At 68.8% G+C, this 24,676-nt stretch carries 23 protein-coding genes; 12 read left to right on the top strand and 11 right to left on the bottom strand.

What is annotated here, in order from left to right:
* Positions 1 to 4: 4 nt before the first annotated feature.
* Complete coding sequence (locus P2PM1_RS23355) at positions 5 to 349, bottom strand: antibiotic biosynthesis monooxygenase (RefSeq protein WP_186400733.1); 345 nt, start codon at positions 347 to 349, stop codon at positions 5 to 7.
* 72 nt (positions 350 to 421) lie between these two features.
* On the bottom strand, positions 422 to 892 hold the full coding sequence (locus P2PM1_RS23350) for a nucleoside deaminase (RefSeq protein WP_186386986.1): 471 nt from the start codon (positions 890 to 892) through the stop codon (positions 422 to 424).
* 138 nt (positions 893 to 1,030) lie between these two features.
* Here P2PM1_RS23350 and P2PM1_RS23345 point away from each other — a divergent pair, with 138 nt between their 5' ends.
* Positions 1,031 to 3,061, top strand: a complete 2,031-nt coding sequence (locus tag P2PM1_RS23345; RefSeq protein ID WP_186400732.1) for a pseudouridine synthase — start codon at positions 1,031 to 1,033, stop codon at positions 3,059 to 3,061.
* Positions 3,058 to 3,612, top strand: a complete 555-nt coding sequence (gene rsmD, locus P2PM1_RS23340) for a 16S rRNA (guanine(966)-N(2))-methyltransferase RsmD (RefSeq protein ID WP_186386988.1) — start codon at positions 3,058 to 3,060, stop codon at positions 3,610 to 3,612. The genes P2PM1_RS23345 and rsmD overlap by 4 nt, the downstream gene beginning before the upstream one ends.
* Before the next feature lie 5 nt (positions 3,613 to 3,617).
* On the opposite strand, the gene P2PM1_RS23335 is transcribed toward rsmD, so the two are convergent.
* The 3 genes from P2PM1_RS23335 to P2PM1_RS23325 all read right to left on the bottom strand — a co-directional run bounded on the left by P2PM1_RS23335 (position 3,618) and on the right by P2PM1_RS23325 (position 8,044).
* Complete coding sequence (locus P2PM1_RS23335) at positions 3,618 to 3,899, bottom strand: hypothetical protein (RefSeq protein ID WP_186397219.1); 282 nt, start codon at positions 3,897 to 3,899, stop codon at positions 3,618 to 3,620.
* Positions 3,900 to 4,042: 143 nt separating this feature from the next.
* Positions 4,043 to 5,938 (bottom strand): DNA mismatch repair endonuclease MutL, encoded by a 1,896-nt coding sequence (gene mutL, locus P2PM1_RS23330; protein ID WP_186400731.1) that lies wholly within the window; start codon positions 5,936 to 5,938, stop codon positions 4,043 to 4,045.
* Between the two features lie 159 nt (positions 5,939 to 6,097).
* Positions 6,098 to 8,044, bottom strand: coding sequence for a methyl-accepting chemotaxis protein (locus tag P2PM1_RS23325; protein WP_186400730.1), 1,947 nt, complete (start codon positions 8,042 to 8,044; stop codon positions 6,098 to 6,100).
* Between the two features lie 291 nt (positions 8,045 to 8,335).
* On the opposite strand from P2PM1_RS23325, the gene P2PM1_RS23320 reads away from it, so the two are divergent.
* A complete protein-coding gene (locus tag P2PM1_RS23320; RefSeq protein ID WP_186386992.1) occupies positions 8,336 to 9,208 on the top strand; it encodes a TIGR01459 family HAD-type hydrolase in 873 nt (290 codons plus the stop codon).
* A 227-nt stretch (positions 9,209 to 9,435) separates the two neighbouring features.
* On the opposite strand, the gene P2PM1_RS23315 is transcribed toward P2PM1_RS23320, so the two are convergent.
* Positions 9,436 to 10,110 carry a protein phosphatase CheZ gene (locus P2PM1_RS23315; protein WP_186386993.1) on the bottom strand — a complete coding sequence of 225 codons (675 nt, stop codon included), beginning with the start codon at positions 10,108 to 10,110 and terminating at the stop codon, positions 9,436 to 9,438.
* Positions 10,111 to 10,249: 139 nt separating this feature from the next.
* A complete protein-coding gene (locus P2PM1_RS23310; protein WP_067220588.1) occupies positions 10,250 to 10,633 on the bottom strand; it encodes a response regulator in 384 nt (127 codons plus the stop codon).
* Between the two features lie 239 nt (positions 10,634 to 10,872).
* Here P2PM1_RS23310 and P2PM1_RS23305 point away from each other — a divergent pair, with 239 nt between their 5' ends.
* The 7 genes from P2PM1_RS23305 to P2PM1_RS23275 all read left to right on the top strand — a co-directional run bounded on the left by P2PM1_RS23305 (position 10,873) and on the right by P2PM1_RS23275 (position 17,818).
* Positions 10,873 to 11,328, top strand: coding sequence for a MaoC family dehydratase (locus P2PM1_RS23305; RefSeq protein WP_186386994.1), 456 nt, complete (start codon positions 10,873 to 10,875; stop codon positions 11,326 to 11,328).
* A gap of 149 nt (positions 11,329 to 11,477) precedes the next feature.
* The gene (locus tag P2PM1_RS23300; protein WP_186400778.1) at positions 11,478 to 12,479 is read left to right on the top strand and encodes a bifunctional riboflavin kinase/FAD synthetase; all 1,002 of its coding nucleotides are present in this window, start codon (positions 11,478 to 11,480) and stop codon (positions 12,477 to 12,479) included.
* A complete protein-coding gene (locus tag P2PM1_RS23295; RefSeq protein ID WP_186386995.1) occupies positions 12,476 to 13,420 on the top strand; it encodes a DMT family transporter in 945 nt (314 codons plus the stop codon). The genes P2PM1_RS23300 and P2PM1_RS23295 overlap by 4 nt, the downstream gene beginning before the upstream one ends.
* A gap of 15 nt (positions 13,421 to 13,435) precedes the next feature.
* Entirely contained in the window at positions 13,436 to 13,951 is a 516-nt protein-coding gene (gene lspA, locus P2PM1_RS23290; protein ID WP_186386996.1) for a signal peptidase II, read from the top strand.
* Between the two features lie 112 nt (positions 13,952 to 14,063).
* On the top strand, positions 14,064 to 14,774 hold the full coding sequence (locus P2PM1_RS23285) for a hypothetical protein (RefSeq protein WP_186386997.1): 711 nt from the start codon (positions 14,064 to 14,066) through the stop codon (positions 14,772 to 14,774).
* A gap of 177 nt (positions 14,775 to 14,951) precedes the next feature.
* Positions 14,952 to 16,448 (top strand): pitrilysin family protein, encoded by a 1,497-nt coding sequence (locus P2PM1_RS23280; protein WP_244301610.1) that lies wholly within the window; start codon positions 14,952 to 14,954, stop codon positions 16,446 to 16,448.
* Positions 16,445 to 17,818, top strand: a complete 1,374-nt coding sequence (locus tag P2PM1_RS23275) for a pitrilysin family protein (protein WP_244301609.1) — start codon at positions 16,445 to 16,447, stop codon at positions 17,816 to 17,818. Before P2PM1_RS23280 ends, P2PM1_RS23275 begins: the two co-directional genes overlap by 4 nt.
* Before the next feature lie 130 nt (positions 17,819 to 17,948).
* On the opposite strand, the gene P2PM1_RS23270 is transcribed toward P2PM1_RS23275, so the two are convergent.
* The gene (locus P2PM1_RS23270; RefSeq protein ID WP_186400729.1) at positions 17,949 to 19,418 is read right to left on the bottom strand and encodes an EAL domain-containing protein; all 1,470 of its coding nucleotides are present in this window, start codon (positions 19,416 to 19,418) and stop codon (positions 17,949 to 17,951) included.
* Between the two features lie 265 nt (positions 19,419 to 19,683).
* On the opposite strand from P2PM1_RS23270, the gene P2PM1_RS23265 reads away from it, so the two are divergent.
* The gene (locus P2PM1_RS23265; RefSeq protein ID WP_186387000.1) at positions 19,684 to 19,881 is read left to right on the top strand and encodes a heavy-metal-associated domain-containing protein; all 198 of its coding nucleotides are present in this window, start codon (positions 19,684 to 19,686) and stop codon (positions 19,879 to 19,881) included.
* A gap of 24 nt (positions 19,882 to 19,905) precedes the next feature.
* On the opposite strand, the gene P2PM1_RS23260 is transcribed toward P2PM1_RS23265, so the two are convergent.
* From P2PM1_RS23260 to P2PM1_RS23250, 3 genes are read right to left on the bottom strand one after another with little or no spacing between them, the layout of a single operon-like run.
* Entirely contained in the window at positions 19,906 to 20,634 is a 729-nt protein-coding gene (locus P2PM1_RS23260) for an ABC transporter ATP-binding protein (RefSeq protein ID WP_186387001.1), read from the bottom strand.
* Positions 20,631 to 21,869: an ABC transporter permease gene (locus tag P2PM1_RS23255; protein ID WP_186400728.1), complete on the bottom strand. Its 1,239-nt coding sequence runs from the start codon at positions 21,867 to 21,869 to the stop codon at positions 20,631 to 20,633. Before P2PM1_RS23255 ends, P2PM1_RS23260 begins: the two co-directional genes overlap by 4 nt.
* Positions 21,870 to 21,873: 4 nt before the next feature.
* Positions 21,874 to 22,887, bottom strand: coding sequence for an efflux RND transporter periplasmic adaptor subunit (locus P2PM1_RS23250; RefSeq protein ID WP_186400727.1), 1,014 nt, complete (start codon positions 22,885 to 22,887; stop codon positions 21,874 to 21,876).
* A 308-nt stretch (positions 22,888 to 23,195) separates the two neighbouring features.
* Here P2PM1_RS23250 and P2PM1_RS23245 point away from each other — a divergent pair, with 308 nt between their 5' ends.
* Positions 23,196 to 24,653 carry a sigma-54 dependent transcriptional regulator gene (locus tag P2PM1_RS23245; protein WP_208984901.1) on the top strand — a complete coding sequence of 486 codons (1,458 nt, stop codon included), beginning with the start codon at positions 23,196 to 23,198 and terminating at the stop codon, positions 24,651 to 24,653.
* Positions 24,654 to 24,676: the final 23 nt, after the last annotated feature.

The following is a 24,676-nucleotide window of genomic DNA, read 5'->3' as shown; positions in this document are numbered from 1 at the left end:
CGCCTCACCCGTGCAGGGCGATGCTGTCTTCCGGCGCCTCGTCACGCGCGCTCATGCCGTAGTCGCGGATGACGGCGGCCACGCGCAGGCGATAATCGGCGAAATGGATCTTGCGGCCGGCCGCCTGCGCCATGCGGTGGCGCGCCTCGTGCCGCCATTTCGACAGGGCCTCCTCATCGCGCCAGAACGAGAGGGAGAGCAGCTTGCCGGGCTCGGTCAGGCTCTCGAACCGCTCCACCGAAATGAACCCGTCCTCTTCGGCGAGCAGCGGCTTCAACCCCGCCGCGATGTCGAGATAGGCGCCCGTGTGGCCCTCCTTCGGCCAAAGCTCGAAGATCACCGCAATCATGTTCTCTCCCTCCGTGTTTGGTGACGCTGTCCGGCGACGCGGCCCCTCGTGCCTGCCGCCCGCCGGTGTCTTTCAGTCGCGCCGTGCCTTGAAAAAGCTGCGCAAAAGCTCCGCCGCGTCGCGCTCGGCAAGCCCGGAATAGACCTCCGGCGCATGGTGGCAGGTGGCCTGGGAATAGAAGCGCACGCCGTTCTCCACCGCGCCGCCCTTGGGGTCCTGTGCGCCGAAATAGAGCCGGCGGATGCGGGCGAAGGAAATCGCCGCCGCGCACATCGGGCAGGGTTCGAGCGTGACGTAGAGATCGCAGTCGGGCAGCCGCTGGCTGCCGAGCGCGGCGGCGGCACGCCGCATCACCAGGATTTCCGCATGGGCGGTGGGGTCGCTCAGCTCCAGCGTGCGGTTGCCGTCGGCGGCCAGAACCTCGCCGCCGCGCACCAGCACGGCGCCGACCGGCACCTCGCCCCGCGCCGCCGCCGCCCGTGCCTCGGCCAGCGCCAGATCCATGAAGCTGCCACCCGCGGCAGGCCTGTCGTTCCCTGTCATGGCCGCGACCCTACAGCCCCGGAGCACCGTTTGGAATCGCCAACTCGGCCCTCCTCCTGCCCCTTGCGCAAAACGCAGGGAGCGGCGCTGAAAAAGCGCGCTTCCCGCAGCCCTGCCGCTCTGGTATGACGCGGCACCATGACCGAAGACAATCGACCCTCGCGGCCCCCGCGCCGCGCCCCCGCGCCGGGGAAATCCGGCAGCGGACGCCCCGGCAACGGCAAGCCCCGCGCAGCGCGCGGCACTGACGGCGCACATCGTTCAACGGACGGTGCCGAGGCACGCGCTCCGCGCAAGAGCTTCGGCGCAAAGCCCGCCGGCGACCGGCCGGGTGCGGACAAGCGGAGCAGTGGCAAGCCCTTCTCAGACAAGAAGAGCTCTGGCGGCAAGAAGAGCTTCGGTAGCAAGAAGAGCTTCGCTGATCGCAAGGGCGCGCCGAAGCGCGACAAGACCCCGCCGCCGGGCGCCGCTCCGCTGGCCGCGCGCACCGAGGATGCCGAGCGCGTCGCCAAGGTGATCGCCCGTGCCGGCCTGTGCTCGCGCCGCACGGCCGAGAGCTGGGTGGTCGCCGGGCGCGTTGCCGTCAACGGCACGGTGCTGACCTCGCCGGCCGTCACCGTGACCGACGCCGATCGCATCACCGTGGACGGCGAGCCGCTGCCGGAGCGCGAGCGCACCCGCCTCTGGCTCTACCACAAGCCGCGCGGCCTAGTGACGACCAATTCCGATCCGGAAGGCCGGCCGACCGTGTTCGAGCGATTGCCCAAGACCCTGCCGCGGGTGCTGACCGTCGGGCGTCTCGACATCAACACCGAAGGCCTGCTGTTGCTGACCAATGACGGCGGCCTGTCGCGGGTGCTGGAACTGCCGGCCACCGGCTGGCTGCGCCGCTACCGCGTGCGCGCCTATGGCCAGATCACCCAGGACCGGCTCGACAAGCTGGCCGACGGTATCGAGATCGACGGCGTGCTCTATGGCGCCATCGAGGCGCAAATCGACAAGGAGCAGGGCGATAACGTCTGGATGACGATCGCCCTGCGCGAGGGCAAGAACCGCGAAATCAAGAAGGTGCTGGAGCATCTCGGCCTTGCCGTGAACCGGCTGATCCGCATCTCCTTCGGCCCGTTCCAGCTTGCCGAACTGCCCGAGGGCGAGGTGCGCGAAATCCGTGGGCGGGTGCTGCGCGACCAGCTCGGCGAACGGCTGGCCGCCGAGGCCAATACCGACTTCGAGGCCCCGCTGCTGACGCCGGGCGGCGAGGCCGACGGCGACGATGCCAAGCCGGCCCGCAAGTCCGCTCCCGGTGCCGGCCCGCAGCGCGGCAAGCCCGCGGCCGGCAAGCCCATCTCTGGCAAGCCCGGAGCCGCTAGAACCGAGGACCGTTACCTCAGTGCCCGCGAGGGCCGCGAGGCGCGCGAGAAGCCGTCGCGCAGCCGGCGCAAGGACGAGAGCCGGGCAAAGCCGTCGCGGGACGAGGCAGAATCTTCGGCCTATATCTCGCCGCGCTCGCGCTTCCGCTTCACGCCGGAGACGATGCCCCGCGCGCCCAAGGGCGACAGCCAGGCGAGCGGCGCCCGCCGGCGGATCTGGGACGAGGACGGCTCGCTGGTGGTCGACACCGCCCCCGTGTCCGACGACGCGCCGCGCGGCGCGGGCCGCGGCAAGCCGGGCGGCGGAAAGGCATTTGGCGGCAAGGCTGGCGGCGGCAAGTCCTTCGGAGACAGGAAACCCTTCGGGGACAGGGCCGAGCGCAAGCCCTTCGCGGCCCGTTCAGGCGACGACCGCCCGCGCCGTTCCGGCCCGCGCGAGGACAGGTCGCGCGAGGACAGGCCGAGGGACGATCGGCCCCGCGAGGATCGCCCAAGGGGCGAGCGACCCTTCGGCGACAGGCCTAGAACTGACAGGCCCAGAACTGACAGACCCGGAACTGACAGGCCGCGCGACGATCGCCCGAGAGGCGACCGTCCCTTCGGCGGCAAGCCCGGCGGAGACCGGTCGCGCGAAGACCGGTCGCGCGAAGACCGGCCACGGGGAGACCGTCCCGGCGGAGGCCGCCCGGGCAGCAGCCGTCCGGCGGGCAAAGGCCCCGGCGGCAAGGGTCCTGGAGGCAGGGGGCCTGGAGGCAGGGGTCCCGGCGGTAAGGGTCCTGGTGGGGGCAAGCGCCCGTGAGGATTGTCGCCGGACGCTTCCGGGGCTCGCCGATCGAGGCACCGCGCGGTGACGCGACGCGCCCGACCAGCGACCGGCTGCGCGAGACCCTGTTCAACGTGCTGGCCCATGGCCATGGCGAGGCGCTGCAGGAGACGCGCGTGCTGGACCTGTTCGCCGGCAGCGGTGCGCTGGGGCTGGAGGCGCTGAGCCGCGGCGCCCGCCACTGCCTCTTCGTCGAGGAGGCGAGCGCCGCGCGTGCGGCGATCCGCGCCAATGTCGAGGCGCTCGGCCTGACCGGGGCAACCAAGATCTTTCGCCGCGACGCAACGCGCATCGGCCCGGTCGGCACCATCGCGCCCTTCGACCTCGTCTTCGCCGACCCGCCCTATCGCAAGGGGCTGGGCGAGCAGGCGCTCGCCGCCTGCCTTGCCGGCGGCTGGCTGGCGCCGGGCGCGCTGGTGGTGCTGGAAGAAGACGCCAAGACCGAGATCACCCCCATCGACGGGCTGGAAGAGCTGGACCGCCGCACCGTCGGCGACAGCCAGTTCGTCCTCTTCCGCCGGGTGTAGCGCCGTCAAGACCCGGGTTGGGACGGCTCCTTGCGGCGCGGGCGGGTGCGGCGCAGTGCCGCCGTCAGGCCCTTCGGCGCCTTTTCCTCCAGCCGGATGAAGGCCTCATCGAGCCGCAGCAGCCGGCGACGGCGGGTGCGCAGCCAGCGCGTCGCCTGGCGGCTGCTGCCAAGGATCAGGATCAGCCCGCCGGCGATGAGCGGCACGCCGGTGGGGATCGGTGTCCAGACGGTCGCAAGACCGAGCAGGATCATCACCACGGCCGCCGCCCAGACGAACAGTTTCATGCGCGATCGGCTCCAGGACGGATGGAGCCCGCACGGGCGCTCCCTTGCACGCAAATGGCACGGGCGCATGACGGGCGTATGACGGGCGCATTACAGGCGCGCGAGCGGCTGAGAAAACGCCGCGCCGCGCCCTCTTCCCTGCGCTATTTGCGGCCGAACAGCCGCTCGATGTCGGAGAGCTTCAGCGAGATCCAGGTCGGGCGACCATGGTTGCACTGGCCGGAATTGGGCGTTGCCTCCATCTCGCGCAAGAGGGCGTCCATTTCCTCCGGCCGCAGGCGCCGCCCGGCGCGCACCGACCCGTGGCAGGCCATGGTCGCAGCGACATGGTCGAGCCGTTCGCGCAGGCGGGTGGAGCTGTCCCATTCGGCGAGATCGTCGGCAAGGTCCGTGACCAGGCCGCGAATATCGATCTGGCCGAGCATGGCCGGCGTCTCGCGCACCGCAATCGCGCCGGGTCCGAACGGCTCCAGCACCAGGCCGACGGCTTCCAGCTCCTCGGCCCGCTCCGCCAGCCGCGCCACATCCTCCTGCGGCAATTCGACGATCTCCGGGATCAGCAACCCCTGCCGGGCGACGCCGCGCTCGGCAAGCGCTGCCTTCAGCCGCTCGTAGACCAGCCGCTCATGCGCGGCGTGCTGGTCGACGATGACGAGACCGTCCTCGGTCTGGGAGATGATGTAGGTGGCATGGACTTGCGCCCGCGCCGCACCGAGCGGGCGGGACTGGCGCTCCTCCGTCGCTTCGCTGGCATGGGCATGGGCGCGGGCATCGGCGGACGGCATGTCCAGCGTCTCGAAGCCCGCCTGCGTCGCCTCGCCGAAGCCGGATATGACCGGCGCCCCGCCATCGTCTGCCTCCCCATCGTCGAGCGGGCGAAAGGGCGAGGCGCGCCAGTCGGTTGAGGCTGGCGCCGGCGACGTTGCTGAGCGCTGGTAGCCATACGTGCCGCCCGAGGCGGGGCGTAGGCCGGCGGACGGGCCGGCCGCAAAGCCTGTCGAGAAGGACGCCATCGCTGACCTTGCGGTGTGCGAGGAGGCGAGATGGCCGGCCTCCGCAAAGACCTGGCGCAGGGCGCCGACGATCAGTCCGCGCACCAGTTGCGCGTCGCGGAAGCGCACGTCGGCCTTGGCGGGGTGAACGTTGACGTCGACCTGGCGCGGGTCGAGTTCGAGGAACAGCACGGTGACCGGATGCCGGTCGCGGGCGAGCACATCGGCATAAGCGCCGCGCAGCGCCGCCATCAGCAGCTTGTCGCGCACCGGCCGGCCGTTGACGAAAAAGAACTGGGACAGCGAATTGGCCTTGTGGAAGGTCGGCAGGCCGGCAAGCCCGTGCAGCCGCACGCCCTCGCGCACCGCATCCACCGGCCGGGCATTCTCCACGAAATCGGTGCCCATCACCTGGGCGATGCGGGCTTCCAGCGCCCGCTCGCCGCTGGCCGCGGCAAAGGTCGTCGCCTGCCGGTCGCTTCCCGACAGTTCGAAGCGCACCGACGGGTTGGCGAGCGCCAGCCGGCGGACCACGTCGGTGACCGCCGCGCCTTCCGCCCGGTCCGACTTCAGGAACTTGAGTCGCGCGGGGGTGGCGAAGAACAGGTCGCGTACCTCCACCTGGGTCCCCCCCGCATGGCTGGCCGGGGACGGACCGTCCTTACGCCCGCCCTCGACCCGGATGGCCCAGGCATGGGCGTCCGACGCATGACGCGAGGTCATGGCAAGGCGCGCGATCGCGCCGATGGAGGGCAGCGCCTCGCCGCGAAAGCCCAGGCTGCGGATGTCGAACAGGTCGTCCTCGGAGAGCTTGGAGGTGCAATGCCGCTCGACCGCCAGCGCCAACTGGTCCGCGGGAATGCCGCAGCCGTCGTCATCGACGCGGATCAAGGTCTTGCCGCCGGTCGCCGTCGCCACGCAGATGCGCGCGGCGCCCGCATCCAGCGCGTTCTCGACCAGTTCCTTGACCACGCTGGCCGGCCGCTCGATCACTTCGCCCGCCGCGATCTGGTTGATCGCGTGGTCGCTCAATTGCCGGATCGTCATTCCCGGACCTTCACCTGCGAATCGCCCCGTCTCCCGGCGCCAGCATCGCCCGTTTAGCCTCGCGGGACCAGCCACCCCGGCAACCCTGCCGCGAAACGGGAAAGGAGCGCCCCGGGGCGCTCCTCTCGATGTCAGCCGTAAGGTGAGGCAGCGCAGCGTTCAGGCGGCGGCAACGCTCTTGAGGAACCGCTCGATCTCCTCGCGGAAGCGCGCCGTATGACGCGCCGCCTCGCCGGTCGCCCCCAGCACCTGCTGCGCCGAGCGGTTGGTCTCCTCCACCGCCGTGTCGAGTTCGCCGATGCTGTCGACCACGGAGCGGGTGCGGGTGGCAGCCAACTGGATGTTGGAACTGATCTCGCTCGTCGCCGCCCCCTGCTCAACCACCGCCGCGGCGATGGCGCTGGTGTGATCGTTGACGTCGTCCATGGTGTTGGCGATCTCGGCGATGGCCTTCGCCGTTTCGGAGGTCGCCGCCTGGATGGCCGCGATCTGGGCCGAGATCTCGCCGGTGGCACGCGAGGTCTGGTCGGCGAGTTGCTTCACCTCCCCCGCGACGACGGCAAAGCCCTTGCCCGCCTCGCCGGCGCGCGCGGCCTCGATCGTGGCGTTGAGCGCCAGCAGGTTGGTCTGCTCGGCGATCGCCTGGATCAAGGTCACTACCTCGCCGATCTTGGCGGCGGAGGCTGCAAGGCCGGAGACCTTCTCGTTGGTTGCCCGCGTTCTGTCGGTCGCGCGGGTGACCACCGTCGTGGTCCGCTCCACCTGTTCCGAGATCTCGTGGATCGAGGAGGAAAGTTCCTCGGCCGCGCCCGCAACGGACTGCACATTGCCGGAGGCCTCGCTCGAGGCCGAGGCTGCGCCTTCCGCCTGCTCGGCGCTGGAGGCGGCCACCGCCTCCAGCGTGCGCGCGGTCGCCTCCAGGCTCGCATTGGCGTGATCGACGGCCGCCAGCACGTCCCGGGCGGTGGCCTGGAACCCGCTGATCAGCGCGTCGACCTGCCGCTGACGCGCATCGCGCGCCTCCCGGTCGCCATGCTGGGCGCGCTCCAGCCGATCCTGCTCGATGCGGTTGTCCCGGCACACCTCAATGGCGCGGGCGATGTCGCCGATCTCGTCCGAGCGCTCGCGCCCAACGGCCTCGAAGCCGGTCTTACCGGCGGCCAGTTCCATGATCTGGTCGGCGACCGTGCGCAGCGGATTGCAGATCGAACGCACGGCGTAAACGACTGCACCGGCGGCAATTGCCAGCAGCAGCAGACCGACGCCGATGCCGGCCGCCCGCGCCCGTCCGGCAATCGTCGCATAGGCGGTGCGGTCCACCGCGATCACCGCGACGGCAACGGGATACCCCGAAAAGTCGGCGACATCGATCTTGTCGACATAGAAATCGCCGGAAGCCGAGACGAGGCCGCCGCCCGCGGCCTGCGCGGCAAGAGCCAGCGGATCCATGTCGGCCGGCAGACGATTGCCGATCACTTCCAGCGTGTCGCCGCCCCTGGCGCCGAGCCGCAGGACCGCCAGCGGATAGCCGGTCTTCGCCGTGAAATCGGCGACGAACATCTCATGCAATTCGAGACCGAATTCGACCGAGCCCTTGTGCTGGCCATCGACGCGGATGGGCACGACGCCGCGGTTGCCGATGCCGGCAACGCCCTGCTCCAGGCCGGAAATGTCCCTGACTTGGGCATTGGTCTCCACCACCGTGGCACGGAAGGACGCGAGATCGTCGCCGAACTCCTCCGGCTTGTGAACCCGCAGGAAGGAGGTCGCGGGCGGCAGGTGGAACTGGAACTGGCGAATGCCGAACTGCGCCTTCAACTCCTCGAAGGCCGGGACAAACTCGTTCGCCAGCCCCTCGCGGTCGCCGGCGGCGAAGCGCTGCTGTACCGAGGCCTGCCCCGCAACCACCTTGGCCAGCAGCAGGGCCTGGCGGCTTTCCGCCTCGATCTGCGCCAGTAGCTGCCGCTTGGCGCCCGCCACCTCCCGCTGCAAGGCCGTGTCCGTCAAGCTCCCGGCCACCCATTGCGAGATGGCGACAGCGGACACCGCGCCAAGCAATGCCAGCGCAATCGTCACCAGCATCATGCGTGCTCTTATCGTCTTCATCCTTGACCTCTCGACGAGACCGGTCGACGCGAAGCGGGAGCGGGAGACAGATACTTTCTCTAATTTCAATATTCAGATGTGACCAAGTCTCTACTCGAGAGTGACCAGAACATGTTGAACAATGTCTTAAGCGCACGCGCCGGAGACTGCGGCAATCCGTCCTCCGGCGCCGCGGCGCGGCGCCGTCAGCGCCCGCCCGTGCTGCTGGCGTCTTGTCCTTGTCGTCGGGGATCATCTATGGTCCGCCCGCGCGCCCTCGCGCTCCCAGTCCGCCCGCCGAAAGAGGCCTCGATGACCCAGCCCGCGCCGCTTCTCGTTTCCGGGCTTTCCGCCCTCGCACCGTCCTACCGCGCCGTCCTGTGCGACGTGTGGGGCGTTCTCCACAACGGCGTTGCGGCGTTTCCGGCCGCCTGCGAAGCGCTGGCCCGTTTCCGCAGCGAGACCGGCGGGATCGTCGTGCTGATCACCAATGCGCCGCGACCGACCGGTTCCGTGCTGACGCAGTTGGAAGCGCTCGGCGTGCCGCTCGACGTGTTCGACGACGTGGTGACCTCCGGCGATGTCACCCGTCACCTGCTGGCGGCGACGCGCGACCGGCCCGTCTTCCATATCGGTCCGGCGCGCGACCTGACCCTGTTCGAGGGCCTCGACATCCGTCTGGTCGACGAGGACGAGGCCGGGCAGGTGGTCTGCACCGGGTTTCACGACGACGAGAACGAGACGCCGGAAGACTACCGCGACCAGATGGAGCGGCTGGCGGCGCGCGGCCTGCCGTTCCTGTGCGCCAATCCGGACATCGTGGTGGAGCGGGGCACCCGCCTGGTGTGGTGCGCCGGCGCGCTCGCCCGGCTCTATGAGGACATCGGCGGCACCGTCACCATCCTCGGCAAGCCGCATGCGCCGATCTACGAGGAGGCGGTGGCGCGGGTCGCCAGGATCGCCGGCGAGAAGGTGGCGCGCGAGCAGATCCTTGCCGTCGGCGACGGGCTGCCGACGGACATCCGCGGTGCGGTCGCCAACGAGATCGACGTGCTGTTCATCACCGGCGGCATCCATGGCGCCGATTTCGGCCCTGTCGAGGCCCCGGACGAGGCGCTGGTGCGCCGCCGCCTCGCCGAGGAGGGGCTGAGCGCGCAGGCCGCCGTGCCGCATCTTTGCTGGTAGCAGCACGCAAGCGGGACCCGCACGCAACGTCCCTGCACCATCGCACACGAACATCTTGGGCACACGAACATCTTGGCAGACGAAAAAAGGCCGGATCCCATCGGACCCGGCCTTTTTTCAGTTTCCGGCCGCTCGCGGGGGGCGCCGGCCAGGCAACTCGCGTCTCTTGGTGGACGCGCAGCAGACGGTAGGCCCCTGCGGGCCGATCTCGGTTGGCCGGCCCTGGATCAGCCGAACAGGCGGTCGATTTCGTCCTGGGCATCCGACAGCATGCTGTCGACATCGGCCTGGGACACGCCTTCGCCCGCATGCTGGGGGCCGTGCAGGATCAGGTCGCGGCGGCGCCGTTCCTCGTCGGTCTCCTCGCGCGGCGCGTCGTCGCCCTCGGCGATGCGCAGCCGCTCGACAAAGGCCGAGACGCGGGCGTCAATGGCGTTCAGCGCGCTGACCACCTTGGAGATGCGCTGGCCGGTGATGTCCTGAAAGGCGCAGGCCTCGAAAATCTCGATCATCTTGTCGTTGACCAGCGCCTGGTAGGCTTCGTGGTCCGCAGCATCGGCGGCCATGATCGTTTCGGCCGCCTCCATGATCGTGTGCGTGGCGGACTCGGTCGACTCGACGATGGCATCCAGTTCCCGGCCCGCTTCCGGGATCTGGTTGTTCTTCATGTCGTTGGGGCGCAGGTTGATGATCTCGACCTTCAGCCGCGAAATCTCGTCGGCGATGGCCGTCAGTTCCGCGGTGATCGTCGGCTGGACGGCAGCGAGAAACTCGCGCATCGAGCCGGTCATCACCTCGGCGAGATCGATCACATCGTTCAGCGTCACATCGCCCTGGCGCTCCCGGTTGTGCTCCAGGAAAGAAATCAGTTGCGAGAGATCCTGCTTCTTCAAAGAGCCCATGGATCCTGTCCTTCTTGCCACGGCATCCGACGGCCGCGCATCATCCGCCTGCGCCCGGCGACCGGACGCAGCTTGCCTGCTCCCCGGCGGCGCTGCCGCCGGCTCCCTGCAGAGCCTCAATCCCCGGCCGATATCCGGCTCAGTCGGAGAACACGGCCTCGATCTTGCCCTTCAGCGTCTGTGCGTTGAACGGCTTGACGATGTAGTTGTTCACGCCGGCCTTCTTGGCGGCGATGACGTTCTCGGTCTTGGACTCGGCCGTCACCATGATGAACGGCGTCTTGCAGAGGCCGGCATCGGCGCGGACCTGCTTCAGCAGTTCGTAGCCGGTCATCGGCTCCATGTTCCAGTCGGAGATCACCAGTCCGTAGCGGCGCTGCTTCATCTTCTCGAGCGCTTCGGTGCCGTCGGCAGCGTCGTCGATGTCTTCGAAGCCGAGCTGCTTGAGCAGGTTTCGGATGATGCGGATCATGGTCTTGTAGTCGTCCACCACGAGGACCGGCATCTGAACATCCAGGGCCATTGTCTACTCCATACTGTAAATCTGCCCGACCCGCTTGAGCGGGCGTCTGATGCTTCTTCAACTCTTCAGGAGGACGACACGATCCCGTGTCTCCGCCTCCCCACGCCTTGCCACACTAGCCTGCTCCCCTGAAAACTCCGTTAATGCGGCCCCGCGATCTGACACCAAAGCTTAATTGCTTCCGCGGTCGTGAGCGACTAGCGTCCCTTGCCGACGACGGAGGAAGGACTGAGGCGACCATGCTGGCATTGCAGACACTGTATTTCGAAGATCTCTCGCCCGGACTGAGCGAAACCCTGACGAAGACCGTCAGTTCTTCGGATGTGATTGGCTTCGCGGAGGTTTCCGGCGACCGCAACCCGATCCACCTGTCGGAACACTTCGCTGCCCGGACCCCCTTCCGCACCCGCATCGCCCATGGGCTCTACACCGCCAGCCTGATCTCGGCGGTGCTCGGCACGCGGCTGCCGGGCCCTGGTGCGATCTATCTGTCGCAGACGCTGAATTTCCGCGCGCCGGTGCGAATCGGCGACGAGGTGACAGTCACGGTGACGGTCAGCGAGTTGATGGAGAAGGGAAACCGGGCGCGGCTCGACTGCCGCTGCGCCGTCGGCGATACGGTGGTGCTGGAGGGCGAGGCCATCGTCAAGGTGCCGACCCGGGCCGAACTGGAGGCGGGCGATCCGCGCGGCTGACGCGGTAACGCAGCCGCATTTGCGGCGCTTGACCTTTTGAGGGCGAATGGGCAGGGTCCGCCGGCAGTTTCGCGCCGCCTCGGGCGGCGTGCCCATTCAGCCTCCGGCCGCCCGCTGTCCCGCGCGTGTCCGGCAAGCCCTCGACGCCGATGACCGATCTCGTCTCCACCGCCTTTCCCCTCGTCACCGATCTTGCGGCGTTTCCCGCCGCCCTTGCCGACGGGGTCGTGGCGATCGGCAATTTCGACGGTGTGCATCGCGGCCACCAGGCGGTGCTCGGCGCCGCGCTGGAGATTGCCAGGGCCCAGTCGGTGCCGGCCTTCGCGCTGACCTTCGAGCCGCATCCGCGCACGGTGTTCAATCCGGACAAGCCGGTCTTCCGCCTGACGCCGGAGCCGATGAAGGCCCGCGTCATGGCCGCCACCGGGCTCGACGGCATGGTCAGCCTGCCCTTCACCCGCGCCTTCGCCGGCATCGAGGCGGAAGCCTTCGTCCACGAGATCCTGCGCGACAAGCTGCATATACGCCACGCGGTGACCGGCTACGACTTTCATTTCGGCCGCGCCCGCCGCGGCACGCCGGACTTCCTGCGGGCCGCCGGGCAGTCCGACGGCTTCGGCGTCACCATCGTCACGGCGGAGACCGACGAGGCCGGCGAGGCGGTCTCCTCCAGCCGCATCCGCGCGGCGCTGGCCGAGGGCGATGTGGTGGTCGCCAACGCGCTGCTCGGCTATCGCTGGTCGGTGGAGGCAGACGTGCGCCATGGCGAGAAGCGTGGCCGCGACCTCGGCTATCCGACCGCCAATCTGGCGCTGCCGGCCGAAACGGAACTCGCCCACGGCATCTATGCGGTGCGCGCCCGCATCGATGGCGGCGCCTGGCGCGACGGCGTCGCAAGCTTCGGCCGCCGCCCCACCTTCGACAATGGCGCGCCGCTGCTGGAGGTCCATCTCTTCGACTTTTCCGGCGACCTTTACGGCAAGCGGATGCAGGTCCTTTTCGCCGCCAGACTGCGGGACGAGGAACGGTTCGAGAGCATCGAGGCGCTTATCGTGCAGATGGACCGCGACAGCGCCGAGGCGCGGGCGGCGCTGGCCAGCCTTGCCCCGCTCGGTGCCGTCGACCTTGCCCTGAACGGTCCCGCAAGATGAGCGGCGGCGCTCCGGCAACCGGGGTCATGCGCGGCATCGCCCTGATGAGCGTTGCCATGCTGCTGGTGCCGATGATGGATGTGACGGCCAAGTACCTGACCGCCACCCAGCCACCGCTGCAGATCGCGCTCGGCCGCTTCGCCTTCCAGATGGTCTTCGCGGTGCTGACGGCGGCCATCGGCCCGGGCCTTGCCGTGCTGAAGGCGCCGCGCCTGTGGCCGCACCTGTTGCGCGGCTTCTTCCTGTCCGGTGCGACGGTTTGCTTCTTCACCGCGGTCGCGACCATGCCCGTGGCCGATGCCATCGCCATCTTCTTCGTCGAGCCGATGATCCTGACGGTGCTTTCGGCCTTGGTCCTCAAGGAGCAGGTCGGCCCCCGCCGCTGGGCCGCGGTGATCGTCGGGCTCGCCGGCGCGGCGATCATCATTCGTCCGGGTTTCGCGACCTTCGGCGCCACGGCGCTGCTGCCGCTCGCCGCCGCCCTGCTGTTCGCCCTCTACCTGGTCATCACCCGCAAGCTCTCGGGCGAAGGCGGCATGCTCTGCGTCCAGTTCACCGCCGGCCTCGGCGGCGTGATGCTGCTCGGAACCCTGTTCCTGGCCGCCAATGTGGCCGGCTACCAGCCAGCCGCCGCCGTGATGCCGGATCTGCCGGGCTGGGGACTGCTCGCGCTGGTCGGCGCCATCTCCTTCTTCGCCCACGGACTGATCGTCCAGGCCTTCGCAGCCGCTCCCGCCTCGGTGCTGGCGCCGTTCAACTACCTGGAAATCGTCAGCGCCACCCTGTTCGGCTATCTGATCTTCGGCGACTTCCCCGACGGTCCCACCTGGGTCGGCATTGCCCTGATCGTCGGCAGTGGCATCTATATCGCCCATCGCGAGAACCGCCGCAGCCAGGAGGAGCTGGCCGCGCGCATCAACCGCACCGGCCCGCCGGACTGAGCGAGACGACAACGGATGACCAAGCTCCGCCTCTGGGGCCCCTCCAGCGCCCTGATCCTGACCCTTGCCGTCCTCGGCATGGTGGTCGACCAGGCCTTCAAGCTGTGGATGCTCTACGGCTTCGACATCGCCGCGCGCGGCCGCGTTGCCGTCACGCCGTTTCTCGATCTCGTGATGGTCTGGAACTACGGCATCTCCTACGGGCTGCTGCAGCAGGAGGAGGACCTTGGCCGCTGGCTGCTGGTCGCCGCCACCGCGGTGATCACCCTTCTGTTCTGGATCTGGGGTGCCCAGGCGCCGCGCCGCCTGCAGGCCGCCGGCTTCGCGCTGGTCATCGCCGGCGCGCTTGGCAACGGCATCGACAGGGTGGTGCACGGCGCAGTCGCCGACTTCTTCCACCTCCATGCCGGAGACTTCTCCTGGTACGTCTTCAACCTTGCCGATGTCTGGATCGTTGCCGGGGTGGCGGCTCTGCTGTATGACAGTTTCGCTGGTGGCCCTAATGATGCCGCAAAAAACCCGTCTGAGTAGTCGCAGTGCCCTGTATGCGGCTTGTGCGGACCAGCCGGAGCCGACCTTCCTGGTGGCCGTAGCGTCGCCGGGACGCGGGTTTCCCCCGCAAGAGCCTTGAAGGATAGCTGACGTGTCGCGTCGAAACTGGACCGGAACCCCCCTTCGCAAGTCCGCCCGGAGCCTGCTCCTTGCCACGGCCGCGGCGCTCGTGCTCGCCGGCTGCCAGCACGGAGCCGACGGTTTCAACGACGGCCGGACCAGCGACGAAGCGCCCGATGTCGCGATGATGCGCCAGTTGATGGAAGGCCTCGGAGCGGTCGATGCCCGCACCGAACAGAAGATCGACTATTCGCCGCGCGCGCCGCTCGCCATGCCGACAAAGATGGGCGACCTGCCGCAGCCGGAAGAGAAGAAGGAGATCGCCAACTGGCCCGAGCAGGGCGAGACCGATCTCCAGCGCATCCAGCAGGCGTATCGCGACACCAGCGACCTCGACCGGCAGGGCCGCAGCACGGCCCAGCAGTCGCGCGGCATCAAGGAGCTTGCCACCGGCGGCGCCAACCGCGACATCCAGCAGGAAATCCGGACGGAGAACCGGCTGGAGAGCGCCCGCATGAAACCGAACGAGCTGAACCAGCGGGTCGGGGTGGTGCGCCGGGACACGGCCGTGCTCGACGAGAACGGCGCGCCGGTGCGGCGCTACCTGATAGACCCGCCGGTTGCCTATTCGACACCTGCCGGCAACGCGCCGATGCCCAAGGTCGGCCGGGTGGCCGAACAGCCCAGGGTGTCCGACATCGAGCGGGTGATGGACGGCCAGTCGGCCCGCACCCTGCGCTGACGCGCGGGCACCGCCAGAGCCAGGAGCCTGTCCGGCCGGGGCCTTGCCCCGGCCTTTTTGTTGCCGTGGACGCGCGCGCAAGCCGCGCCGCTGCGGACCTTACGAAAAGTTCACGGGTCCTTTGCCGCCCGCCCGCCTATATCTCGTCGGCAGGGACCCCTTTCCGGAGATCGTACCTTGTCGCCTCTCTCAGGACCTTTTTTCCAGCCGCCGCGCCGCGTTCCGACGGCTCGCAGCCTGCTCACCCGCCTCGCCCTTGCCGCGCTGCTGGCCATCGCACCTGCCATCGCCGCGCGCGCCGAAGCGCCCCAGGCCGCCGATGCCGCCGCTTTCGCCGACATCCGGATCGGCGGCGACATGAGTGCCTTCACCCTCGACAACGGGCTTGATGTCGTCGTCATTCCCGATCGGCGTGCGCCGGTCGTCACCCATATGATCTGGTACAAGGTGGGAGCCGCCGACGAGCCCGAGGGCATGTCCGGCATCGCCCATTTCCTCGAACATCTGATGTTCAAGGGCACGAAGGACAATCCGGGCAACACCTTCTCCCGTCGCATCGCCGAGATCGGCGGCCAGGAGAACGCCTTCACCGCGCAGGATTACACCGCCTATTTCCAGCGCGTTGCCCGCGAGCATCTGCGCGAGATGATGGAGATGGAGGCCGATCGCATGCACAATCTCGTGCTCAGCGATGAGGTGGTGCTGCCGGAGCGCGACGTGGTGCTGGAAGAGCGCCGCCAGCGTGTCGACAGCGATCCCGGCTCGATCCTCAGCGAGACGCTCGACAGCATGCTCTTCGTCAACCATCCCTACGGCACACCGGTGATCGGTTGGGAGGATGAGATCCTCGTCCTCAACCGCCAGAACGCGATCGACTTCTACAACCGCTTCTACACGCCCAACAATGCGGTTGTGATCATTGCCGGCGACGTGACCGTCGACGAGGTGCGCGACCTCGCCGAGGCGACCTATGGCAAGGTGGCGCGCCGGGCCGAGCCCGGCGAGCGGCAGCGCGCCAAGGTCCAGGTCCTGCCGGGGGCGCGCGAGGTCACCTATTCCGATGCCCGCGTCAACCAGCCGAACATGCGCAAGGCCTGGGTCGTGCCGAGCTACAACACCGCCGAGGACAACCAGGCCCCTGCGCTGGAGATCCTGTCGGAGATCCTGGGCGGCGGCAGTACCAGCCGCCTCTACCGTCAGTTGGTCGTCGAGCGCGGTATCGCCGCCTCCGCCGGCAGTTGGTATCGCTCGGGCGCCCTCGACGACAGCGTCTTCATGATCTACGCGGTGCCGGCCGATGGAACGGAGCTGAAGGACCTCGGCGAGGCGGCCCATGACGTGCTGAGGCAGATCGCCGCCGAGGGGGTCACCACCGAGGAACTGGAGCGCGCCAAGAAGAGCCTGCTGTCCTCCGCGCTCTACGCCCAGGATAGCCAGTCGGCGCTTGCCCGCATCTTCGGTGCGGCGCTGACCACCGGCGGCACCATCGAGCAGATCCGCAACTGGCCCGCCATCGTCACCGCCATCACCTCCGACGATGTGAAGGCGGCTGCCGCAACGCAGTTTTCGGCGTCCCCCGTCACCGCCTATCTGCGCGGAAGCGAAGAGGCGGCAGCCGCGCTGCCGCAGACGGCACCGCAGGATCCGGCCGCCGCGCAGGAGGTCCAGCAATGAGCCGCTCCGCCATCCGCCTCGCCACCCCGCACAGGACATCGCCCATGAGCCTCGTCTCCGCGCTCGGCCGCGGGCTCGTTGCCTTCGCCGTTCTCCTCGCCACCCTTGCCGCCCTCCCGCGCCCGCTCTCGGCCATGGAGATCCAGGAGATCACCACGCCGGGTGGGCTCAGCGCCTGGCTGGTCGAGGACGACACGGTTCCGATCGTTGCCATCAAGTTCGCCTTCGCGGGCGGCGCGTCGCAGGATCCGGAAGGGGGCGAGGGATTGACCAATCTCCTGTCGGCAATGCTCGACGAGGGGGCCGGGGATCTGGACTCCCAGGCCTTCCAGACGCGGCTGGAGGACCTGTCGGTGCGGATCGGCTTCGATGCCGGGCGCGACAATTTCTACGGCGCGATGCGCACGCTGACGCCGAATATCGACGACGCCTTCGAGATGCTGCGCCTTGCGGTCACCGCTCCGCGCTTCGATGCAGAGCCGGCCGAGCGGATGAAACGCCAGATCATCGCCGGGTTGCGCCGCGAGGCGAAGGATCCGGACGCCATCGCCGGACGCCGCTGGGCTGAACTCGCCTATCCGGGCCACGCCTACAGCCGGCCGTCGCGCGGCACCGAGGAGAGCGTCGCCGCGCTGTCGCCGCAGGACCTGAAGGACCTGCATGGCCGCCTCTTCACCCGCCAGGGGCTGAAGATCACGGTTGTCGGGGCCATCACTGCCGAACGGCTGGCGCCGCTGCTCGACAGCGTCTTCGGCGCGCTGCCGGAGACTGGCGAGTTGACCGAGGTCGCCGACATCGCCATGGCCAGGGGCACGATGGAACATATGGCGTTCGACGTGCCGCAGACCTCGATCCGCATCGGTCTGCCCGGCCTCAAGCGCGATGATCCGGACTTCATCCCGGCCTTCGTCATGAACCACATCCTGGGCGGGGGCACATTCTCGTCTTGGCTGTTCGAAGAGGTGCGCGAGAAGCGGGGCCTGGCTTATTCCGTCGGCTCCTACCTGCTGCCCTATCAGCACACCGGGGCCTGGCTGGCGGTGACCGGAACCCGCGCCGACCGCGCCGACGAGTCGGTGGAGGTGATCCGGGCGCAGATGGCGCGGATGGCCGACAAGGGACCGAGCGAGGAGGAGCTGGCCAAGGCCAAGGCCTATCTCACCGGCTCCTATGCGCTGCGCTTCGACACCTCCGACAAAATCGCCGACCAGTTGCTCGGCATCCAGGTGGAAGGGCTCGGCCGCGACTATATCGACATCCGCAACGACCTCATCGACGCGGTGACGCTGGATGAGGTCCGCGCCGTGGCCACCCGCCTGTTAAAGGGCGTCGATCCGCTGGTGGTGACCGTCGGTCCGGAAAAGGGATGACGCCGACGACCTGAGGCCCCTCTCCCGCCGGAGCACGCCCCGCCAGCCCCCCCTTTGCGACAATAACACAGCCCCGCCGGAGGACCCTCCGGCGGGGCTTTTCATTCGTTCGGTAAGGCCTTTCGGTGGGCTACTCGGCGGCGCGGCGCATGTTGCGTTGCGGCGGACGCGCCTGCAGGACCTCCGGGCGCACCGGCCGCGGCGGCGAGAACAGATAGCCCTGGCCGATGCGGGCGTCGTAGTCGAGCACCTCCAGCACCTGCGCCTCGGTCTCGACATGGTCGACGATCAGTTCCATTGCGTAACGGCGCAGCAGGTCACCGAGGTCGGCCGGATGGATATGGCTCGCCGGCATGTGCTCCGTGCCGATCAGGCGGCCGGCATGCAACTTGATGTATCGGAAGCCTCGGTCCGACAGCGCCTTGAAGTCCATCTTCAGGTCGCGGACCCGATCGATCGAGAAGCGGTAGCCAAGTTCGTGCAGCGCCGCGAGGCTCTCCAGTTCCAGCGCGCCCATCTCGTTGACGTCGTCCTGGGTGAACTCGAAGGTCAACTGACCGGCGAAGCCCTCGTTGGCGCGCAGGAAATCGAGGAAACCAGGAAAGAAGCGCTCATCCACCAGTGTCTGGGTCGACAGGTTGACGAAGAGGCCGGACCGGCGGTTGCGGCTCGACAGCCGCCGCAGCACCTGGATGGCGCGGAACAGCATGAGGTTGTCGATCGCCGGCATCATCCGCGCCCGCGTTGCCTCCGCGATGAAGTCGACCGGTTCCAGATAATTGTTCTGCGCATCGCGGATGCGGGTCAGCGCCTCGTAGTCGCGGACCTGGCGCTGCGGCAGGGTGACGATCGGCTGCAGGAACAGGTCGACGCGGTTGTTGTCGAGCGCCTCCTGGATCACCCGGCGCAGTTCCGGGTCGGGTCTCGCCTCCTCGCGAGCCCGCGCCATGGCGTGCGCGCCTGTCGGACCGGCCGGGTCCTCGGCGCGCTCCCCGGCACGGGCGGAGAGCGGCCTGTCGCCGGGAGCGGGTCCCCGCACCGCGGGAGCCTCGCCCGGATACCCCCGCAAGGGCGGCTGACCGCCAAACCCCGCCGCAGGGGCATGGTGCTGGCCCGCCGGCGGCTGGCTGTAGCCCAGGGCGCGCGGCTCCTCATAGGCGGCGAAGCGCTCGGGCGGCGGCGGCGCGATCTGGCGCGTCTCCTGCTCGTCGATCCGCTCCTCCATGCCGGCCATCGCCTCGGCCATCTGCTTGATCAGGCTGCCCAGCACCTCGACTTCGGCGAAGAGCGGGTCGATCTCTTCGCGGGTACGGCGCGGCAGGTTGGTCTCCATGCCGCTGAGCCGGCCCTCGATGTTGCTGACATCCTCGTCGACCTCGAGCACCCGCTCCTCGAGCGCGGCGACCTTCTCGGCGATATCGCCGCGGTCGCGCTGACGGGCGAAGACGAGATGCACGACGATCATGGTGCACAGAAGGGTCAGGCCAAGCGTCAGCGCCTCGCCCGCGGGGCGGGCGAACTGGAACATCATGATCGCAGCGACAGAGGCCGCGATCACCCCCATGCAGAGGAAAATGAAGATGCTTGTCGCGCGTGCCATGCTCGTCCGGCCAAGTCCGTGCTTCCGCCGAAGCCGAATCAAACCTACCTCGAATACTGACTGAATACGACGATTCTTCCGAGTCTCCAGCCCTCATAAGGCCACGGAAGGCGGGAAAGCCTTCCGGCGCGCCCTTGTGGGGATCATCAGCGGCGTCATCGGGCCGCAGCCGCGCCTCTTGACCTTCCCCTTGCTGGAAGCCCCATTGTTGCGGCGGATGACAGGTATCGCCGCCGGGCGCGGCGCAAAGGAGAGCGGAACCACCATGATCGAACTGAAGATCGACGGCATCACCTGCAACGGCTGCATCGCCTCGGTGAAGCGGGCGCTCGTCGCCGCCGACCCGGCCGCCACGGCCGAGATCGATCTCGCCAGCGGCGCGGCGCGCATCGAGACGCAGCTTCCTCGCGACCGGGTCGTGGAGACGATCGAGGCGGCCGGCTACGACGTCGTCGCCGGCTGAGCCTTTTTCCCTTCCCCTTCGCGCTCACGGGTCGGCCAGCATCCCGTCGACCAGATGCAGGCGACGGTCCATGCGCGCGGCCATGTCGAGATCGTGGGTGACCGCGATCACGGTCTTGCCGTGATCGTCGACGAGGGCGCGCAGGATCTCGAAGACCTGGTCCGACGACTTGCTGTCGAGGCTGCCGGTCGGCTCGTCGGCCAGGATCGCCGGAGGTTCGTTGGCCAGCGCCCGCGCCACCGCCACCCGCTGGCGCTGGCCGCCGGACAACTGGTCCGGGCGCTTTTGCAGGTGATCGCCGAGCCCGAGATCGGCAAGTATCCCTTGCGCCCGCTCACGCATCTCGCGCGCCGGCAGCCGGCCGAGCTTGCGCATGGGGATCATCACATTGTCGGTGATGGAGAATTCGGGCAGCAGGAAGTGGAACTGGAACACGAAGCCGAGCGTCGACAGGCGGATCGCCGCGCGCCGGCGTTCGGACAGCAGATGCGTCGCTTCCCCTTCGATCAGCACCTCTCCCTGGCTCGGCAGGTCAAGCAGCCCCAGCAGATAGAGCAGCGATGACTTGCCCGAGCCGGAAGGACCGGTGATCGCCACGAATTCGCCGGCCCGGATCGTCAGGTCGATGTCGCGCACCAAGGTCACCGGCACCGTGCCGGGCAGCACCCGGGTCAGCCGGCGCGCCTCGATCAGCGGCACCGCGACCGGCTGCGGGGCAACGGCGGTGCCGCCGTCCTTCGGGGCCGGGCTCATGACGCCCCCCGAATGATCTCGACCGGATTGAGCTTGGCCGCGCGCCGGGCCGGCAGGTAGCCGGCAATGCCGGCGGCGAGCAAGGCGAAACCGCTGGCGATCAGGTAGTGGAGCGGGCTGTAGGTCAGCGGTAGCGAGGTCATCTCCACATTGGTTCGCACCTCGAAGGTGACCGAATCGAGCCCCACCGTGATCAGGTAGCCGAGGATCGAGCCGAGCACCGCGCCGACGGCGCCGATCACCAGCCCCTCGACCAGGAAGATGCGGCGGATGTCGCCCTGGCCGAAGCCGAGCGACTTGAGAATTGCGATGTCGCGGGCCTTCTCGTGGACGATGGTCGAGACGATGGTGAAGATGCCGAAGCCGGCAACCAGCAGGATCGCCCCGACCACGGTGTACATGATGACATTGCGCACCACGAGCACCTCCATCAGAGCCTCATTCGCCTCCTGCCAAGAGGTGGCGCGATAGCCGGTCATGCGCTCGATCCGCGCGGCGACAGAGCGCGCCGCGTTGATGTCGTCCAGCTTCACCGCGATCCGGTTGACCACGTCTGGGCGGGCGAAGAGCACCTGCGCCGTCTTCAGCATCGCATAGGCGGTGGCATCGTCCGCCTGGGTGACGCCGGTGTGGTAGATGCCGACGATCTTCAGCCGCCGCACCGCACCGGACGAGGTGGACGCCGCTATCGTATCGCCGAGACGGGCGCCCAGCTTCTCGGCAACGCCGCTGCCGACCACGATACCGTTGAGATTGGCGGCGAGTTCGATGAAGGAGCCGGTGCGCATGTCGCCGCCGATCGTCGAGACCTTGAGATAGCTCGCCGGATCAACTCCCGTCAGCGACACCGCGACGTCCCGTCCGCCATAGCGCAGCACCGCCTGGCCGGCCAGGGTCATGGTCATGCGGCCGGGCAGCCAGCTCTCCAGCATCGCCCGCAGCCTTGTCGGATTGCGCAGGCCGCGGGTGTCATCGTCGGGCCGCGCGCCGATCACATTGACCGCGCCATAGAAGCTGGCGGCGGGCGGCGGCGCCGGATCGCGGGTCTCGTCGCTCACCTCCACATGCGGCATCGCGTCGACCAGCATCGCGATGAAATCCTCCTGCGATCCCTGCATCAGGGCCGCCATGGCGATGGAGAAGCCGACACCGAGCATCACGCCGAGCACGGAAACGACGCTCTGGCGCAGGCGCCCGCGCACATGGGTCATCGCGATGGAGAGGATCAACGGCACCGGCCTACCCCTCCGATGCGGCCGCAACCGCCGCCATGCCGGGTGCCAACCCTTCCGCCCAGGGCGAGACGACGCGGGCATCCGCCTCCAGCCCGTCCAGCACCTCCACCTGCTCGATGCCACGGATGCCGACCGAGACCCGCCGCTCGGCAAGGCGTCCGTCGCCGCCCAGCACCAGCACCCGATCGCCGTCCAGCGCGGCAAGCGGGATCAGCATGGCCTTCTCCACCTCGCGGACGACGATGTTGACGTCGCTGGTCATGCCGATCATCAGCGGCGTCTCCTGCGGGAAGGCGAGATAGACCCGATAGGTCTTGAGAACCGGGTCGCCCTTGGGGGTGATCCGGTCGACCCTGGCCTCGAAGCTGCTGCCGGGAAAGGCGTCGGCGCGCACCACCGCCTTTTGGCCGGCCCGGACCAGGGGAATGTCCTCCTCGTTGACATCGGCGATGATCTGCAGCGGTCGCTCCTGGCCCACCCAGAACAGCACCGCGCCGGGTTCAGCCACCTCGCCGACCTCCCCGTCGCGCCGCAGGACCTTGCCATCCATCGGCGCGCGCAACTCGTAGTCGCCGAGCCGTGCCGCCTGCGCCGCGACCAGCGCCACGTTGCGCGAATGGTCGTGCTCGGCCCGCTCGAAGGCCTGCTGCGACGCCACCCGCCGCTCCAGCAGGCCGGCGGCCCGCTCCAGTTCCTGTTCCGACAGCCGGGCGCGCGCCTCCAGTTCGGCGAGGGTGGCGCGCGCGGCGGTGGAGTCCAGGCGGCCGAGCACCTGCCCCCCTTCAACGCTCTCGCCCTCGCAACTGCACAACTCGACGATGCGCTCGCGCAGCACGCTGGTCACCTTGGCCCAGCGCACCGGCTCAACCACGCCCGTCGCATAGACCACCTCGGCGGCCCGCCCCATCTGGGGGACGGCCACGGTAACCGGCACCGGCCGGTCGAGCCACCAGCGAACGGCGGCAAAGGCGGCGGCGGCCGCTGCCAGGATCACGAGCAGGGTCAGGATACGTCTCATTCGGGCGTCCCTTTGGGCGTGTAGCGGACGGAGTGTCGCCACCGCATCGCACTGCAACCTAGCATTCGCGAAGAGCCCCACCTATCCGCAGAAATTCGTGGACCAGCAAAGCCCGCGGCGGCCCGCCGGCTGTGGATTGCGGGCCGTGATCGCAGCGACCTGTTTCACGAAACCCGAACAGAAACATTTTGTTTACCATGTCGGCTCAGAATCCATCTGCAAATCAAATCGATGCCGCGTGTTCGGCGGAAGCAAAAGGGGGTCGCCACAGCATGGAATCCATGCATGGCGCTGCGGGTAAAATCCGATTGGCCGTTCTCGATGGCGGCGGTACGACCCGCGAGTTGGCGGGTTCGATCGCGCAAGCGATGGATCATCCCTGCGGGACGCCCGTCGCCTATCACAGTTTCGAGCCGTTCTACGCCGCCAGCACCCAGGTGCGCCCCGACGTGATGATCGTCGATCTCGAAACGCTCGGCCAGGACGGACACCTGTCCCGTCTTGCCGCCGCGCAGCCGCAGGCGATGTTGATGGCGGTCAGCCCCCGGGAATCCCTCAGCCGCAGCCTTGCGGCGATGGAGGCCGGCGCGCACGATGTCATCACCCTGCCGATCGATCCGGTCGCGGTGGCCGAGCGCATCGACCGCTTCCTGATCCAGAACACCCGCCCGCCGCGCGGCGAGGGCCAGCGCCGCCAGGCCGCGCAAGCGGCGAGCGAGGCGCGCGACCTCACCGCCGGACGCGAGCCGTTCCGGTTCGAGAGCTTCGTCGGCGGTTCGGCGCGCATGCGCGAGGTCTACGACCAGATCCGCCGCATTGCCCCTTCCTCCGCCCCGGTCTTCATCACCGGCGAATCCGGCAGCGGCAAGGAACTGGCCGCCGCCGCGATCCATGCCCGCTCGCCGCGCGGTCCGGCCCCGCTCATCGCCATCAACTGCGCCGCGATCCCCGGCGAGCTGATGGAGAGCGAGATCTTCGGCCATGTGCGCGGCGCCTTTACCGGCGCCTCGGAGAGCCGTCCCGGCGCGGCGGAGGCCGCCGACGGAGGAACGCTGTTCCTCGACGAGATCGGCGAGATGGATCTTGCCCTGCAGTCCAAGCTGCTGCGTTTCGTGCAGACCGGCACGGTGCAGCGCATCGGCGATGCCCGGCCGAGGCCCGTCGACGTGCGCATCCTGTGCGCCACCAATCGCGACCCGCATGTGGAAATCGCCGCCGGACGGTTCCGCGAGGATCTGTTCTATCGGCTGCATGTCCTGCCGATCCGCCTGCCGGCGCTGCGCGACCGGCGCGAGGACATCCTGCCGCTCGCACACGCCTTCCTTGCCCGCTACGCCCAGGAAGAGAGCCGCGCCTTCTCCGGCATCGCCCCTTGCGCCGGCGAGAAGCTGCTCACCTATGACTGGCCGGGCAATGTCCGCCAGTTGGAAAACGCCATCCGCCAGGCCGTGGTGCTGCACGAGGGCGAGGCGCTGACCGCGCAGATGCTGCCGGCCTTCCTGCTCGGCGACGGCGGCCTGTCGCCCCGTCACGATCCGGCCCGCGCGCCGGCCTTCGGCGCCCGGCGCCGGGGCGGCGAGATCGAACCGCTCTGGGCGCAGGAAAAGCGGATCATCGAGGACGCCCTCGACGCCTTCGACGGCAACATCGCCAAGGCGGCGGCGGCGCTGGAGATCAGCCCCTCGACCATCTATCGCAAGCGCCAGTCCTGGACCGACCGCATCGACGGCGGCGATGGCGCCCTGTTCACCGGTTTTGCCGGATAATCTTGTTGTTTTCCCCGCGCCAT

Origin of the sequence: Stappia sp. P2PMeth1 (genome assembly GCF_900185735.1) — a bacterium.
GTDB lineage: Bacteria > Pseudomonadota > Alphaproteobacteria > Rhizobiales > Stappiaceae > Stappia.
This window is presented reverse-complemented; position numbering and strand designations above follow the sequence as displayed.

What these genes read in the sequence shown, in the direction of transcription:
- lspA (WP_186386996.1), top strand. Translation starts at nt 13,436, where the DNA reads ATGACCAAGCTCCGCCTCTGGGGCCCCTCCAGCGCCCTGATCCTGACC.
- P2PM1_RS23250 (WP_186400727.1), bottom strand. Translation starts at nt 22,887, where the DNA reads ATGAGACGTATCCTGACCCTGCTCGTGATCCTGGCAGCGGCCGCCGCC.
- P2PM1_RS23295 (WP_186386995.1), top strand. Translation starts at nt 12,476, where the DNA reads ATGAGCGGCGGCGCTCCGGCAACCGGGGTCATGCGCGGCATCGCCCTG.
- P2PM1_RS23315 (WP_186386993.1), bottom strand. Translation starts at nt 10,110, where the DNA reads ATGGGCTCTTTGAAGAAGCAGGATCTCTCGCAACTGATTTCTTTCCTG.
- P2PM1_RS23345 (WP_186400732.1), top strand. Translation starts at nt 1,031, where the DNA reads ATGACCGAAGACAATCGACCCTCGCGGCCCCCGCGCCGCGCCCCCGCG.
- mutL (WP_186400731.1), bottom strand. Translation starts at nt 5,938, where the DNA reads ATGACGATCCGGCAATTGAGCGACCACGCGATCAACCAGATCGCGGCG.
- P2PM1_RS23275 (WP_244301609.1), top strand. Translation starts at nt 16,445, where the DNA reads ATGAGCCGCTCCGCCATCCGCCTCGCCACCCCGCACAGGACATCGCCC.
- P2PM1_RS23355 (WP_186400733.1), bottom strand. Translation starts at nt 349, where the DNA reads ATGATTGCGGTGATCTTCGAGCTTTGGCCGAAGGAGGGCCACACGGGC.
- P2PM1_RS23305 (WP_186386994.1), top strand. Translation starts at nt 10,873, where the DNA reads ATGCTGGCATTGCAGACACTGTATTTCGAAGATCTCTCGCCCGGACTG.
- P2PM1_RS23350 (WP_186386986.1), bottom strand. Translation starts at nt 892, where the DNA reads ATGACAGGGAACGACAGGCCTGCCGCGGGTGGCAGCTTCATGGATCTG.
- P2PM1_RS23335 (WP_186397219.1), bottom strand. Translation starts at nt 3,899, where the DNA reads ATGAAACTGTTCGTCTGGGCGGCGGCCGTGGTGATGATCCTGCTCGGT.
- P2PM1_RS23260 (WP_186387001.1), bottom strand. Translation starts at nt 20,634, where the DNA reads ATGAGCCCGGCCCCGAAGGACGGCGGCACCGCCGTTGCCCCGCAGCCG.
- P2PM1_RS23300 (WP_186400778.1), top strand. Translation starts at nt 11,478, where the DNA reads ATGACCGATCTCGTCTCCACCGCCTTTCCCCTCGTCACCGATCTTGCG.
- P2PM1_RS23310 (WP_067220588.1), bottom strand. Translation starts at nt 10,633, where the DNA reads ATGGCCCTGGATGTTCAGATGCCGGTCCTCGTGGTGGACGACTACAAG.
- P2PM1_RS23265 (WP_186387000.1), top strand. Translation starts at nt 19,684, where the DNA reads ATGATCGAACTGAAGATCGACGGCATCACCTGCAACGGCTGCATCGCC.
- P2PM1_RS23270 (WP_186400729.1), bottom strand. Translation starts at nt 19,418, where the DNA reads ATGGCACGCGCGACAAGCATCTTCATTTTCCTCTGCATGGGGGTGATC.
- P2PM1_RS23320 (WP_186386992.1), top strand. Translation starts at nt 8,336, where the DNA reads ATGACCCAGCCCGCGCCGCTTCTCGTTTCCGGGCTTTCCGCCCTCGCA.
- P2PM1_RS23325 (WP_186400730.1), bottom strand. Translation starts at nt 8,044, where the DNA reads ATGAAGACGATAAGAGCACGCATGATGCTGGTGACGATTGCGCTGGCA.